Origin of the sequence: Aromatoleum tolulyticum (assembly GCF_900156155.1) — a bacterium.
Classification (GTDB): Bacteria; Pseudomonadota; Gammaproteobacteria; order Burkholderiales; family Rhodocyclaceae; genus Aromatoleum; species Aromatoleum tolulyticum.
Map to the genome: position 1 here is coordinate 1 of NZ_FTMD01000003.1, position 14,791 is coordinate 14,791.

Consider the following 14,791-nt stretch of genomic DNA (forward strand, 5'->3'; position numbering starts at 1 on the left):
GAAAATCCAATTCCGGCGAGGAAGTCGTCATGAAAATCAATCCGTGCCCCCCCGGTTGACACCGTGTCGCGCGTTTTTGCATCACCCTGCTAACGGCATATCGCTGGTGTTACCATCGGGCAAACCGATGACTATCGATCCGCTCAATACTGAGCTTGCAAGACAGGAAGTCTATTCAAAGCTCACCCAAAAGCAAATTACGTCTTGGGCGCACATTCGGAACAAGGCTGCTCACGGAGAGTTTGCCGAGTACAACAAAGAACAGGTTCAAATGATGCTGCTCTTTGTTCAGGGCTTTGCGGCGGAGCACTTCGGTTGATGCCCAACCCGGCAGTCGAGGGGACAGCCAAAAGCGATGCTTTTGGTGCCCTCCGCGCGTCGCGCTCCGGCTGCCCCTCACTTCTACGTTATACGTCACCCCACCTCATCAAAATTGACTCTCCAGAATGAAAATATCACTGCCAGCACGCTATGAAGATCTTGATCAAGCCTACAAGGGGAAGCTGATTCCGAATCAGGAATTGATTTCGCTGATTAACAAGTCGTACAAGTCCATGAGGATCAGCGGCGGCATCCGATTCTTACCGATCTACGGAGAAAGCGGCGTCGGGAAAAGCTGCGCTACAAGAGAGCTTGGTACGCATATGCCCGACGTTTTCACCTTTACCCTAGATCGCAGTGAGATAGAGTCGAGCGAGCTGCTGCTGGAGAGAATTAGGGCAGAGCGGAACGCAACAGAAAAAAAGGTATTGGTCGCTATCGTGGATCAATACGAAGAAAATGTTCAAGGCAAGGAAAGGATTCCAAGCCAATTCGTTGAACATTTAAGCTTACTGGATCGCAAAGAGTTGAGTGGTGAGCTCATTATATTTGTTTGGCTAACCACAAATAAGGAATTCCAGACGCAACTTATCAAGGCAACAAGCCGTAATGAGCGACTCCTCGCGCATCGCTCATTTGAGATAGGTGGCCCTCCGAAGTCAGAATGGCCTCAAATTGTTGAAGAAACGTTTTCATTTCATAATAGCGAAACACCGCTCGCAGACTATGGCGTTATTGTTGAAGACATTCAACTAATCGCTCGCTCAGAACGAACGCTTGGGAGAGCAATTCTCGTCGTCGGAGAAAGTCTCTCTGAACATCTCGAATCGCTCGAAAATTTGTCGGATTATCAAGTCGTTTTGGTTTGGCCTGTAGCGGATTCGACACGCAGTCAGCGTGTAGTTCAATTCTCCAGAGCTCGATCTGGATACCGACTAAATTGGGATGCTTGGTACAACGAATTAAACGATGACGACAAAAGGACTTTGCCGCTACAAGCCCTAAATCGAGCGCGCCTTTATTTTGATGTACGCGTTGTTCCGCTCCGAGCAGCCGACCTTCATAGACTTTGCGTTGATCTCACAGATGAGAACAAAACGCTTGCGGAAGCTCACTTAGAGCGATTCAAGAATACACATTTTTTTCACGTGGTTTCCGGAAATTGGTCCAACTACGATTTCGCCCCCATGCGAGAACGGGAATCCAAACGTGCCGATGATGCAAAGGTATGGTACGAATCTGTTACCAATCAGCCTACCCAGCTTGGACGTCGGCTCGCAAAGATTCTACGTGCGCTAGGGCTTAATGCAAACCACGAAGTTACACTGAAATCGGAATACTCGACGGTTCGGGCCGATGTTTATGTCCAGCTGACGACTCCAGAAAATAAGAAACGCATTATTGAATTGAAGGTGTTTGCTTCCGAGAATACGATGCCTTCGTCAATCAAGGATCAAATAAAGATCACTCTGCGCCGACACGCTCAGTTTGCTGGGTTCTTGGGGAGGCAGTGACGTATAACCTTGCGCTCAACCGGACCTGCGCAAGAAGCCGCGCAGGCCGGTCAGCTTTACGTTAGGGGGCCTCGGTGTGAAATCCAAAGGTAAATGGTTAATCGCCGTTGGCTTGTTGGTGATGCTTGGGCCAATCGCCATTTTCATCTTCATGTCGGCCTTACCGCATGTGTTCAGCCAGAACACAATACTGCTGTGGCATTATCTTTCAGCGTTCGGCTTGATCATTTATGGTCCTCTCGGGTTTGTTATCTTGGTTGCCGGGTTGGTGTTTCGCATTCGCGCCCGCCGCGCCCCTACTGAGTCATGAACTGAACCCCAATGAAGAAACCTGCACAAGCGTTCGTGGGCCTTTTCCCCTGGCGCGAATTCATATGTTCATCACACGCAAATTTCAATGGCAATCAACCCATGCCCCCTAACCCTACGGTCAACCGGAACGCCAACAGCTGCGCTGTTGGTTCCCTACGCGCTTCGCGCTCCGGCGTCCGGTTACCTTCACGTTAGGCTGAAGAATGTCTTCAAGAAAATGCCGCGAGTGCGGGAAGGAGTTTCTTTCTGGGGAATCAGAGTGCAACTGGTGCGCCCCCGCATTTGCCGAGCGGCACGCGCAAGGTTATACCTGTAAGACGTGCGGCTCGCGACTACCCGACGGAAGAACTTGTCCCTTCTGCGCTCAGAATGTGGTAGAGAATTTCAGTGCATTAGCCGAAGAAAAAATCTCCGATGTCAAAGAGGAAAACTTCCTATTGGCTAGCTTCACTGTTATGGCCATAATCGCGAGCATGTTCGCCTTACATTTCGTTGTTAGAAGATTTGATGCCAAAATTCTCTTCATCGCGTTTGCGTTACTGATCGCCCTGATCGGTGCATTTAATCTTGCCAGTAGCGCGAAAAAATTATTGCGCAATCAAACCAAAGTAACTGAAATCAAATGGCTAAGAAACATAGGCGCCGAGATAAGCAACCCTACGCTCGCGGCGACGATAGCTGCAAGGTTTTTTTACGTCGGCGCGATATTGCTCTTGGTGGTCTCGATAGCTCTCAGTTTGTATGTTGTTATTGAAAACCCACATCTGCGCGCGATCAATAAACTCATTCCACTATTTACAGCACCGCTATTTGTCTTCGCCTTTTTGGGTAGAGCGTTTGTACGTACATACATCAAGCGGCATTGCACCTAACCATGCAGTCGAGCGGACCTGGTGAAAAGCCGCGCAGGCCGCTCACTTTCACGTTAGACATCTTCACGCGAAATGCAGGAAATACAAGATATCGGATGGCTAGTTTTTCGAATCGTCGGCGGGGCGATTATTGCAATTATTGGCTATATTATCGGCCGCCGTCTCCTCGACGCAATTGGGCTTGAGAATCGGTTCGAATCAGTCGCATGGCGCTACACCGTTGCACAGCTTGGCGAAATTATCCTTGTAATTTTTACCATTAGCGCCGTGGTCATCGGAGCAATCGTCGTCGGCGTTGTTCGTGCGCTCGTCGAATAGTCCACATACGAAGTATGCCGAAGATAATGTCTAACACTACGATGCGGCCAACCAGGCAAAAGCTGCGCTCTTGTCCGCCAGCTGACGTTCGACGTTGGGCGTAAAGATGACTGGCTCGACACATGTAGATAGTGATGTCAGAAAGCGCGCAAACGTTTTATTGCGAAAGGCTGGCTACAAGACTGAGCTGACGGCAGACGAAGCGGAGGAATTAGAGCCAAGAACTGTACTCACTTCGAGTCCCGGAAAATTTTCTGCAATCCTGGGCGTATTTTTTGCGTTGGTGTTGAATATCGCATTGCGATCTTCAGAGCCGTACGAGGCATTTCGCACGCAAGTAATGTTTGATGTTGCTGGTGTGTTCCTCGCCATAATATTTGGCTTCCAGATCGTCCGGGCGCGCTTGGCGCCCGGCAAGGCAAAAAAGACTTTTCTCCGGGTCTTTTACTGTTTCGGTAGCTGCGCAATGGGGCACACACTAACGATGGGACTCATCGTCGTTCTACCATGATCATTAAGCCGTCGCCCAACACTACGCTGCATCCGACCGGTCAAATGCCGCGCTTTTGCCCGTCGGCTGATCTTCCACGTTGGGGGTCTAATGTCCATCACTGACATTCTTATTGTTGGCGCCTTTGTTGTCCTGCTCATCGCCTTGTTAAATGCAAACGGCGTTTTGGGTCGGAATCCATATCATCAGTTGAAGTCACACGAAGACTTGTTCGGTCGCCTCCCGAAAAACATGAGCTTCGGCGAGAAACTGAGGCTTGTTGGCCTCTTCGGGTTGTCTCCGAATAACCCCGGCCGTACGTGGCTTCTTGCTGCTGCCGTAGTGGCATTCTCCCTTTTTGCTCTCATCCAGTCATAGGTGAGTGCGTGGACCAAGTCATTCACTTCATCTTCTGGGGCGTGGTCGAGTATGTATTTTTCCGCGTCGGTCGGTTTGTTCTTAGATGCATCACCTTTGGGTACGTGAAACTCGAAAGGCCAACGCCATTACAACTCCTTGTTGTCGCCCCTCTCGGCTTCGTGGCAGTCGTTCTAGGTATTGTGGGGGCGTATTCAGGGTTAGGCTATCTCATATGAAAGCCCCCAACCCATCCATCAACACGGGCGCTGTGCAAGAGGGTAAACCTATCCTCAATACACCTTGTCGCTATAAGCGAGGCAATCGTCTTGCGCACCGTGATCCGGCGGCTACGCAATGACCTGATATTCTTGGCCGCCTTCACCGCAATATCGTGGCCAGCAATGTCAATCAGGGTGAAGGCGTCCAAGGTTCGTCGCACAAGGTTGAACTCTCGGCCGTCCTTCACGCCCTGCAGCACTTCGGCCATTATCAGATCGCCGACCAAAAGGCGCGTCCGTCCGAACAATCCAGCCAGCAGTTCAACTTGCGGTGTCTGCGCTCAGCCAAAATAGTCAATCCAGACGCTGGATACGCGCCGCCCATACGGTCGTCCACACGGTTCACGTTATAATCAGCGATACTTATTATCACGACGATCATTCCCGTGACACGTATCGAACTTGGTTTCAGCCTCTTGCTTGCAGACGCCGCGCGCCTGATGCGGCATTCGTTCACGACTAACCTGCAGGGCAGCCCTCTCACGCTCGCACGGGCGCGGATGTTGATTCATCTGGAGCGCAACGAAGGGATCCGGCAGGTGGATCTGGCGGAGTTGCTGGAGATCCAGCCGATGACGCTGGTGCGCATGATCGACCAGCTGACATCGGAAGGGCTGGTCGAGCGGCGCACCGATCCGGCGGACCGGAGGGCGCACCGCCTGTATCTGACCGACGCGGCTCGACCGCAGCTCGACATCATCGCGGAGGCCGGTACGGCGGTGCGGGAAAAGGCGCTCGTGGGGCTGGACGAAGCCGAGCAGGCGCAGCTGATTGCCGCGCTGCAACAGGTGTGCCGGAACCTGTCCGGCAGCTGAGGTTTGCCGGGATGCCTTATTCCGCCGCAGCCGTCGAGCGCAGGTAGCGATAGACGGTGGAGCGCGACACGCCGAGCGCCTGCGCTGCGGCGCTGACGTTGCCATCGAGCTGCGCCAGCACCCAGGTGACGTAGTCGCGCTCGAAGTCTTCCAGCGCGACGATGCGGGAAAACGTGGGCGGCCCTTTTGCGGCGGGCGGCGTCGCGACGGGCAGGCGCAGGATCGCGCACACGCTGTCCTCGTCGATCGACTGTCCGTCGCCGAATGCGACGAGCCGCTCGACGGCGTTGCGCAACTCGCGCACGTTGCCGGGCCACGGGTAGGCGGTCAGCCGTGCGAGCGCAGCGGGCGTAATGTCGGGCAGGCGTGCGGCACCGCGCGCGCTGCGGCGGATCAGGTAGTCGACAAGCAACGGAATGTCCTCTGGCCGCTCGCGCAGGGCCGGCACCGGGATGTGCACGACGTTGAGCCGGTACAGCAGGTCGTGGCGGAACTTGCCGTCGGCCACCAGCGCGTCGAGGTCGCGGTGCGTCGCGGCGATGACCCGCGCGTTGGTGCGGCGCAGGGCAGTGGCGCCGAGCTGGCGGAACTCGCCCGAATCGAGCACGCGCAGGAGCTTCGCCTGGCAGGCCGCGGGCAGTTCGCCGATCTCGTCGAGGAAGAGCGTGCCGCCGCTCGCGAGTTCGAACAGGCCTTCCTTGTCGGCGGTTGCGCCCGAGAAGGCGCCGCGTTTGTGGCCGAACAGTTCGCTCTCGACCAGATCGTCGTCGAGCAGGCCGCAGTTGAGCGGAACGTAGGATTCCTGCGCGCGCGGGCTCCAGCGGTGCAGCAGCCCGGCGACGATCTCCTTGCCCGCACCGCTCTCGCCCGTGATGAGCACCGGCAGGTCGAGCGGCGCCGCCCGGCGCACTAGCTCGAGCGTGCGCCGCCACACCTCGCTCTCGCCGATCACGGCCGTGTCGTCGGCGCCGCGCAGGTGCGCGACCTCGGCACTGAGCGCCGCACAGCGCCGCGCGAGCATGCGCTTTTCCAGCGCGCGTTCGACGACGATGTCGAGTTCGGTGAGCTTGTACGGCTTGGAGAGGTAGTCGAAGGCGCCCAGCTTCATCGCCGCGATCGCGCTGTCGACGTTGCCGTGGCCGGTCAGGATCACGACCTCGACCTGGGGGTCGAGCTGCTTCAGGCGCTTGAGCACCTCGATGCCGTCGATGCCGGGCATCTTGATGTCGACCAGCGCGAGATCGACGCCGCCGTGCTGTGCGCATTCGAGCGCCGCCTCGCCGTCCGCGGCCTCGCTCAGGCGGTAGCCGGCACGCCCGAGGCGGCTCGTGAGCAGCTGCCGATACAGGGATTCGTCATCGACGATGAGTACATGGCCTTTCATTGCATGCTTGCCTCGGCACCGCCGTCGGAGCCCACCTCGTCGGCGGGCAGATGGATGCGGAACCACGCACCGCCCTCGGGACGGTTGCCGCATTCGATGCGCCCGCCCAGTTCGGACATGATCCCGTAGCAGATCGACAAACCCAGCCCGGTGCCGCGCCCGGGCGCCTTGGTCGTGAAGAAGGGATCGAAGACGTGGTCGATCACGCCCGACGCCAGCCCGGGGCCCTCGTCGAGCACATCGAGCTCCACCGCGCCGCCTGCCGGACGCAACACGACGACGACACGGCCCCGGCCGTCCATCGCGTCGCGGGCATTCTTCACGAGGTTGCGCAGCACCTGGTCGAGCAGCGTCGGGTTCGTTGCGACCGCGGGCAGCGGACCTTCCGTGCGCAGCTCGACGTCGAGGCCGCGGGTCAGGCCGAGCTCACGGTACGAATCGAGGCGCTCGCGCACGAGCATCGCGACGTCGACGACTTCCAGCGGGACGGCCTGCTTGCGCGAGAACAGCAGCAGGTTGTCGGTGATCGCCTTGCAGCGCTGAGCCTGTTCCTGGATGGTGGTGAGCCCTTGGCGCAGGACGTCGAAGTCGGGATTCGACTGCGCCCCAGGGATCGATTCCATCAGCGCCTGCAGTTCCTCTGCAAAGCCGGAGACGAGGCCGAGCGGGTTGTTGATCTCGTGCGCGATGCCCGACGCGAACTGCCCGAGCGCGCTGAGCCGGTTGGCCTGCGCGAGCTGGCGCTCCATCTCGCGCCGTGCCGTGATGTCGCGCGCGACACCGATCACGCCTTCGGGATACCCGTCGGTGGACAGCACCGCGGAGCTGACCTCGAGCAGGCGGTTCGGCGCACCGCCCGGCGCGAGCATGATCTCGAACGGCGGTCCGCCCTCCCCCGCCAGGCGGCGGCGGAAGTCGCGCTCGACGCGCAAGGCCGACGAATGCAGCATCAGATCACTGCAACTGCGCCCGATCGCGTGATCGGCAGGCACGCCCAGCAGCTCGGCCATGCGCGCATTGACGAAGCTGAAGCGCCCGTCGAGATCGAGGACATACACGGCGTCGTTGATGATGTCCTGGATCTGCTGCTCGCGGTTTTCCAGGCGCGTAGCGTACTCGGTGAGCTTGCGCTCGCGCTCCTGCTGCGCGGTGATGTCGATCGCGAGCCCGCTGTAGCCGACGATCTTGTCGTCCTTGAACACCGGCTCGACCTGCAGGCGCATCGGCACCGGCCGCCCCCCGGCATCGCGCATCACGACGTCGAGCCGCGTGGCCGCCCGCGCGCTGGCAATGCTCTTGAGGAAGTTCGACGCTGCGACCTGGTATTCGGGCAGGACGAGGTCGCGCAGGCGCATGTTCGGCAGCTGTTCCGGCGTGATGCCCAGTCGCGTCCGCCCGGCCTTGTTGAGCTGCAACATGCGGCCCGAGACGTGCAGCGCGAACACCATCTCGGGCAGATCCTCGATCAGGTTGCGGTAGCGCTGTTCCGACGCTTCGAGCTCGCGCGTGCGCTCGTACACCTTGCCTTCGAGGACGTTGATGCGATCCTTGATGTTGAGGGGCTGGAAGTACTTGCGCAGGCCTTCGAATTCCGGCGCGCACTCCGCGGCATTCATCAGCGTCCACGAGCAGTGCTCGTCGCCGCGCCCCTCGCATTCGTGCTCGACGCAGATCATGTCGGTCTGGAACACGTAGGACGCGAAGCCCGACGCATAGCCGGCGAGCGTCCAGCACACTGCCTCGTCGGAGCGCCCGAACAGCCGCAGGTGCTGCTCGGCCTCGTACGAGCGGCGCCAGTTGCCGCTCATGCGGTAATGTCCGCGCGCGCGGTCGACCTCGACGCTGCGTGTCTCGACTTCCGCGATGCCCGAGAACATGTGCACCCGCGGCCCGCCGCGGACGAACTCCTCCAGCGTGTCGGGGTGCATGAAGCCGGGCAGCAGGCCGGCGTCCTCGAAGCCGCAACTGAACCCGTAGCGGGTCAGGATCACCTTCGCGATGTCGGCGCCGAGCGTCTCGACCAGCTCCTTGCGCAGCGCGCCCATCGCGTCGGTGTGCAGCAGGATCGCGCGCCGGCCGCTGAACTGTATCGCCCCGCTGTCGGGCGAAAACTCCACCAGGGAGTAGAAATCCAGCTGATCGGCGCGCATCTTGTCCCGGTCCTCACGACTCAGGTCCGGATCATATCCCGATTATCCGGTCCGGCATCCGCCGCATCGCGCCGGAGCCGGACGGAACCATTCGGGATGCCGCAGAGCGCGCTCAGTGCGCGCCCTGCACTTGCTCCTTGAGATACGGCGCTCCTTCGGCCGGTGCCTCGCCTTGCTCGGGAGCCGTTTCCGGATGGAAGAACTGCTTGAGGATCAGCGCCGTCGTGGCCAGCAGGCCGGGGATCGCGACCACCATGAACACCTCGCTGAAGCCGAGTTTGCGGCGCGCGAGTTCCGCCACCAGGAAGGAGCCGGCAATGCCGCCGAATCGGCCGATGCCGAGCATCCATGCCACCCCCGTCGCACGCCCCTGCGTCGGATAGAACGTGGCCGCGAGCGCCGGCATCGACACCTGGGCAGCGTTCATCATCGTCCCGGCGAGGAACACCACGACCACCAGCGCGCCGACGTTGCCGACCACCTGCCCGATCGAATACACGGAGACCGCGGTGAGTGCGTACGCGATGGCGACGATGCGGTTGCCGTTGAAGCGGTCCATCAGCCAGCCGACGAACACCGCCGCGCAACCGCCGAGCGGGAACAGCGCGGAGATCAGCGTGGCCGTCTTGGGATCGAGGCCGGCCTCCTTGAACAGGATGGGCATCCAGTTGATCAACGCATAGAAGATCACCAGCCCCATGAAATAGGCGAGCCACAGCATCACCGAACCGACCACGCGGGAGCGGGACAGCACCACGCCCAGCCCGCTCTTGCCGTTCGCCACGGCGACCGTCTCGGTGAGGCAGAACGAGCGGGCGCCTGCCGCAGCGGCGGAGATACGGCCGAGCACGGCACGGATCCGTTCCGCCGACATCCCCTTCGCCACCATGTAGCGCACCGACTCCGGCAGCCAGATCAGCATCACCGCAACCAGCACGATGGGAGCGATCCCGCCGAGCACCAGCACGCTGCGCCAGCCGAACTGCGGGATCATCCACGCCGCCAGGAAACCGCCCAGCGCCGCCCCGAGGGGAAAGCCGGAAAACATCGCCGTGGTGATCAGCGCGCGACGTTTCGTCGGGGAGTATTCGCTGATCAGCGTCACCGCGTTGGGCATCGCCGCCCCCAGGCCGAGCCCGGTGAGGAAACGCAGGACCGTGAGGCTCTGCAGATCCGCGGCGAACGCCGACACCAGGCTCGCGACCGCGAACACCAGCACCGCCACGTTCAGCACCAACCTGCGCCCGAGGCGATCCGCCAGCGGACCCGACAATAGCGCCCCGCCCGCCAGCCCGAACAGCGCCGCGCTCAGCACCGGCGCCAGGTCCGGCTTGGTGACGCCCCATTCCTGGATGAGCGAGGGCGCGATATAGCCGATCGCCGCGGTATCGAAACCGTCCAGCAGCACGATCAGGAAGCACAGGACGAAGATGAGCCACTGGAAGCCGGAAAAGGCCTGGTGGTCTATGAAGGATTGAACGTCGACGGCGTCTTTACTGGACACGATTGTCTCCTCGGTGGCCGGATGGTCTAGCGGCTGCAGGGTGGCCTTCCCGCGACAACCTCTTTGCTGCAAGAGGGCGTGCCCCGCACGGGGGCCGCCCGAGTCTGTTCGTCAGGCAGCGGCCGCGGCGTGGCGCTCGTGCAGCGAACGCAGCCGGCCGCGCTGGAGCTTGCCGGTCGGCGTCAGCGGCAGCGCATCGAGCCAATGCACCCAGCGCGGGCGCCGGTGGCCCGGCAACGCGGCGATGCCCTCCTCCAGCCGCTGGCGTGCCTCGTTCCAGCTGCCGGGCGCCGCGACGACGAGCACCGCCAGCGCCGTCAGGCCGTCGGCTGAATCGACACCGACCGCCGCGATCTGGTGCAGCGCTTCGCCGCAATGCGCCGCCAGCGCCTGCTCGACCCACAGCGTGCTGACCCACTGGCCGGCAATCTTGAGCATGTCGTCGTTGCGGCCCGCGTATTCCAGACGGCCGTCCGGGTGGCGCAGGAACATGTCGCCGGGCGAAAACCAGCCGCTGTCGAAATCGACCTGCGCGTCGGGCCGCTTCCAGTAACCCACCGCGACCGTGGTGTGACGCACCCAGATCCGTTGCGGCAGCTCCGCATCCACGTCCGGATTGAAGCGCACCTCGGTCAGCGGCGTCGGGCGCATCACGCCCGAGTCGTCGTCGCTGTAGAGCATCAGGCACAGCGTCTCGGAAGTACCGTAGCCGCTGATCAGCGCGCATCCGGTCTGCTCGCGCCACCCCTGCCGTATCGCGAGCGGCAGCGCCTCGCCGGCCGACACGAAATGGCGGATGCCCCGATCGGCCAGCCGCGCCGCGACGCCGGTCTGCAGCATCTTGTTGTACAGCGTCGGCACACTGAAGAGCAGCGTCGGGCGATGCTTCGCGACCATCTCCTCGACGCGCTCGGCCGTCGGCCATTCGCGGTCCAGGATCACCGTCGCCCCCGCGCGCAGCCCGGCGAACAGGCTGTTGCCGAGCGCATAGGCGAAGAACAGCTTGGACGTTGCATACAGCCGGTCCGCCGACGTCAGACCGGCTAGATTACAGGCGAAGGAATGGGCGTTGACGACGACGCGCTGCACATGGATCACCCCCTTGGGCGTGCCCGTCGTGCCGGAGGTGCCGATCCACAGGGCCGGCGCCTCAGCATCGAGTTGCATGGGTTCGATCCCTTCCGCACGTGCGAGCGCCTGCGCCCAGTCACGTTCCGCGACGCCGCCGCCGACCACCGCGGGAGCCCCGGGAAGCGTCGCGACCAGCCCCTGCAAGTCCGCTGCCTGCGGCGGCTCGCACCATACGAAGCGCGCCTCGCATTCCTTCAGGATCGGCGTCAGCTCGGCCATCGACAGCCGCGGATTGACGCCGATGACCACGCCGCCGGCCCAGATCGCGCCGAGATAAGCCTCGGCCCAGTCGTCGCTGTCGGGCGCGAACACGACCACGCGCTCGCCCGGTGCCAGTCCCAGCGCCTGCCACGCGCCCGCCGCACGCCGCACGCGCTCCCGCAGTTCGGCATAGCTCACGCGCCGCTCGTCGCATTCGATGGCTGTCGCGGCATCCGCGCCTGCCGAGAGCAGGATTTCAGCAGCATTCATACGCACTTCTCCACATTGAGGCGGGTTTCCCGAGAGAAACCCGTGTAGCCGTCCGGTGAATCGGGGTGCGCCGAAGGGCGACCGAATTTTGCGCACGATAGGCCCGGGTGATGACCGGAACAATACGCGGCAAAGACTTTCTGCACCGGCTTTGATGGAGATCAAATTATCTTGCGGTGCACTAAAATTCCGCAGGCGACGATTATCTGGCGCTGCCGGCGCCGCATCCCCCGCCGTTCCTGACGGTGGCGGCAAATCCACTGACGCAGCCGCAGATCCCGCTCCAGTCATCGCGCGCATCCCGCGCCCCTGCAAAAAGCCCCCGCTTTTTTGTTTGACTTCAAACTGTTTTATTGCAACACTACGTCCAACCATCAGGACAACAGGAGACGACAATGGGGATCAGGGACAAGGTCGAACAACTGTGCGCACGCATGCACGACACGCCGCAATACGACACGCAGGGTGCCGTGCTGTTCGTCGACCTCGAGAAGCGCGAAACGCAGCGCAAGTACCTGCCGCTCGACGTGCTGCGCACCTACCTCGGCGGACGCGGCGCGAATATGTACCTGCTCTACAACCTGCTGCAGGACGGACGCGAAGCCCTCGACCCCGAAGTCCCCCTGATCTTCGGCGCCGGCACCCTCACCGGCGACATGCCCGCCGCCACCCGCGGCAACTTCACCAGCCGTTCGCCCGAGAGCGACGCGATCCTCGACACCAACGGCGGCGACTACTTCCCGTCCTTCGTCAAGCGCCACGGCTACGACCACATCGTGCTGTACGGCCTGGCGCCGCAATGGACGCTGCTGCGCATCGCACATGAAGAAGTGCAGTTCATCGACGCGACGCCCTACCTCGGCCTCGACAACCTCGACCTGCCCGGCGCGATCGAACGCGACTTCGCATGCACCGAACGCAAGGACATGGCGCTCGCCCGCATCACCACCGCCGGCGAGAACCTCGCGCTGTGCAGCGGCATCATGGGCGGCATCAAGGCGATCTGGGCGCGCGGCGGCGGCGGCGCGAAGATGGGTTCGCTGCACCTGAAGGCCATCATGGTGCACGGCAAGCCGGACGAAGCGCCGAAGGTGGCCGAACTCAAGGCGCACAACAAAGTGATCGGCAAGAAGATCACCTCGACCTCGGTGATCAAGAACGCGCTCAAGCAGGTCGGCACGCCCTTCCTGTACAAGCCCTCGCGCGTGCTCGGCGCACTCGGCACGCTGAACAACCAGAGAACGGACTGGCACCCGACGCTCGACGCGGACAACTTCGACCCCTACCGCCCCGGCATGGACGGCTGCTTCAAGTGCCCGGTGCATTGCCGCAACCTCAACGACATGACTCCCGAAGGCAAGGGCGGCTGGGGCTCGGCCGCGCTCAAGGGCCTGAAGGGCAACGCCAGCTACGACAAGGCGCAGGCCGACGTCGAGCACGGCAAGCAGCGCACCTACAACGGCATCCACAACGACGGCAAGTTCGACCAGTACGACAAGGGCGACGGCCCCGAGTACGTCACCGTCGGCAAGTTCGGCCCGATGATCGGCCTGAAGGAGCCCGAGCACATCCTGCGCCTCAACAACATCCTCAACGACCTCGGCCTCGACTCGGCTTCGACCGGCAGCGCGATCGCCTGGGCGATGGAGCTGTGGCAGCGCGGCATCATCGACGCGCGCCACACCGGCGGGCTGGACCTGTCATGGGGCAACTACGAGACGGTCGAGAAGCTGCTGTTCATGACCGCGAAGCGCGAAGGCTTCGGCGACACCATCGCCGACTCCGCACGCGCCGTCGAGCGCGGCAAGTATCCGGCCGAAGCCCTCGACTACCGCATGGCGGTGAAAGGCCTGTTCCAGTCCGACCCGCATGACGCACGCATCCTCAAGGCCTTCGCGCTGGGCCTGTCGGTCGCCACGCGCGGCATGGACCACCTGCGCAACCGCGTCACGCTCGAGATCAACGCCCGCATCAACGACGACGCCGCGTTCAAGACCGAGCTCTACGGCGGCACCGTCGCGGCCGAGCCGAACCGCTACGAGGGCAAGGAATTCGCCGTGCGCCGCTGCGAGAACACCTTCGCCGTCGGCGACTCGGTGGGCATGTGCCGCTTCAACACCAAGCTGTTCAACTCGCCGACGACCCCGGACTGCGGCGACTTCGCGACCCAGCTGACCACCGCGACCGCGCTCGAATTCACCGGCGAACAGCTGAACGAAATCGGCCGCAACATCACTGGCCTGGAGCGCATGATCAACTTCCGCCTCGGCCTGCGCGGCAAGGACGACACCCTGCCGAAACGCTGGTTCGAGGAACAGATCGAGGTCGGTCCCTTCAAGGGCGAGAAGGTCGACCGCAAGGAGTTCGAGGCGATGAAGGCACGCTTCTACGAAGTCACCGGCCTCAACGCCGAGGGCGTGCCCAAGGCCGATTGGCACGAACAGCTCGCCGGCGCCACCACCGGCTTCGCCGTGCGCGTCGAACTGCCGCACCCGCTGCCCGGCGCACCGGAAAAGGCGATCGTCATCGACGAACCGGTCGCGAACGTCGTCGCCCTGCGCGACGCCCTGGCCCGCCGCCTGCCCGAAGCCCGCGAGGCGCTCAACGACCATTCGTGGAACGTCGCGGTCAATGGCCACATGGTCCTGGCGGGCGAACGCGATACCGCCCTGCACCACGGCGACCGCGTGGCCTTCGTGCCGATCATCGCCGGCGGCTGAGCGAGAGAAGACCGGCAGGGAGCCCCCTCCCCACCCGCGCAGCACGAAATGCAAACGGCGGACGATCACCTCGTCCGCCGTTTGTCGTTACTTACCCTGCAGCGAAATACCGTTCAGGCTGAGCCTGTCGAAGCCCTGCGATTGCCCTTCG

General features: G+C 61.9%; 13 protein-coding genes and 1 pseudogene. 9 read left to right on the forward strand and 5 right to left on the reverse strand.

Annotation, left to right across the window (positions count from 1 at the left end; all coding sequences use genetic code 11):
* The 7 genes from BW991_RS23995 to BW991_RS05060 all read left to right on the forward strand — a co-directional run.
* The coding region (locus BW991_RS23995) for a hypothetical protein (RefSeq protein ID WP_212566861.1) at window positions 1–319 on the forward strand (319 nt) is incomplete at its 5' end.
* Window positions 320–446: 127 nt separating this feature from the next.
* Window positions 447–1,835: a hypothetical protein gene (locus tag BW991_RS05035; protein WP_076601020.1), complete on the forward strand. Its 1,389-nt coding sequence runs from the start codon at window positions 447–449 to the stop codon at window positions 1,833–1,835.
* A gap of 76 nt (window positions 1,836–1,911) precedes the next feature.
* Window positions 1,912–2,145 carry a hypothetical protein gene (locus tag BW991_RS05040; RefSeq protein WP_139335899.1) on the forward strand — a complete coding sequence of 78 codons (234 nt, stop codon included), beginning with the start codon at window positions 1,912–1,914 and terminating at the stop codon, window positions 2,143–2,145.
* A gap of 205 nt (window positions 2,146–2,350) precedes the next feature.
* Entirely contained in the window at window positions 2,351–3,019 is a 669-nt protein-coding gene (locus BW991_RS23635; protein ID WP_139335900.1) for a hypothetical protein, read from the forward strand.
* A gap of 72 nt (window positions 3,020–3,091) precedes the next feature.
* On the forward strand, window positions 3,092–3,337 hold the full coding sequence (locus BW991_RS05050) for a hypothetical protein (protein ID WP_076601023.1): 246 nt from the start codon (window positions 3,092–3,094) through the stop codon (window positions 3,335–3,337).
* Window positions 3,338–3,443: 106 nt separating this feature from the next.
* The gene (locus tag BW991_RS23640) at window positions 3,444–3,848 is read left to right on the forward strand and encodes a hypothetical protein (RefSeq protein ID WP_139335901.1); all 405 of its coding nucleotides are present in this window, start codon (window positions 3,444–3,446) and stop codon (window positions 3,846–3,848) included.
* Between the two features lie 90 nt (window positions 3,849–3,938).
* Window positions 3,939–4,205 (forward strand): hypothetical protein, encoded by a 267-nt coding sequence (locus tag BW991_RS05060; protein ID WP_076601025.1) that lies wholly within the window; start codon window positions 3,939–3,941, stop codon window positions 4,203–4,205.
* A 205-nt stretch (window positions 4,206–4,410) separates the two neighbouring features.
* Here BW991_RS05060 and vapC read toward each other — a convergent pair.
* Window positions 4,411–4,731, reverse strand: a pseudogene (gene vapC / locus BW991_RS05065) (type II toxin-antitoxin system VapC family toxin); the annotation flags it as partial.
* Between the two features lie 120 nt (window positions 4,732–4,851).
* On the opposite strand from vapC, the gene BW991_RS05070 reads away from it, so the two are divergent.
* The gene (locus BW991_RS05070; RefSeq protein WP_212566863.1) at window positions 4,852–5,280 is read left to right on the forward strand and encodes a MarR family winged helix-turn-helix transcriptional regulator; all 429 of its coding nucleotides are present in this window, start codon (window positions 4,852–4,854) and stop codon (window positions 5,278–5,280) included.
* 16 nt (window positions 5,281–5,296) lie between these two features.
* Here BW991_RS05070 and BW991_RS05075 read toward each other — a convergent pair whose 3' ends face one another.
* From BW991_RS05075 to BW991_RS05090, 4 genes are all read right to left on the reverse strand, one after another.
* Window positions 5,297–6,664, reverse strand: a complete 1,368-nt coding sequence (locus tag BW991_RS05075; protein ID WP_076601026.1) for a sigma-54-dependent transcriptional regulator — start codon at window positions 6,662–6,664, stop codon at window positions 5,297–5,299.
* Window positions 6,661–8,814, reverse strand: a complete 2,154-nt coding sequence (locus tag BW991_RS05080) for a PAS domain S-box protein (RefSeq protein ID WP_076601027.1) — start codon at window positions 8,812–8,814, stop codon at window positions 6,661–6,663. The genes BW991_RS05075 and BW991_RS05080 overlap by 4 nt, the downstream gene beginning before the upstream one ends.
* Window positions 8,815–8,926: 112 nt before the next feature.
* Window positions 8,927–10,318, reverse strand: coding sequence for an MFS transporter (locus BW991_RS05085; RefSeq protein WP_076601028.1), 1,392 nt, complete (start codon window positions 10,316–10,318; stop codon window positions 8,927–8,929).
* A 111-nt stretch (window positions 10,319–10,429) separates the two neighbouring features.
* The gene (locus BW991_RS05090) at window positions 10,430–11,920 is read right to left on the reverse strand and encodes an AMP-binding protein (RefSeq protein ID WP_076601029.1); all 1,491 of its coding nucleotides are present in this window, start codon (window positions 11,918–11,920) and stop codon (window positions 10,430–10,432) included.
* A 395-nt stretch (window positions 11,921–12,315) separates the two neighbouring features.
* Between BW991_RS05090 and BW991_RS05095 the strand changes: the two genes are divergently transcribed.
* The gene (locus BW991_RS05095) at window positions 12,316–14,640 is read left to right on the forward strand and encodes an aldehyde ferredoxin oxidoreductase C-terminal domain-containing protein (RefSeq protein ID WP_076601030.1); all 2,325 of its coding nucleotides are present in this window, start codon (window positions 12,316–12,318) and stop codon (window positions 14,638–14,640) included.
* Window positions 14,641–14,791: the final 151 nt, after the last annotated feature.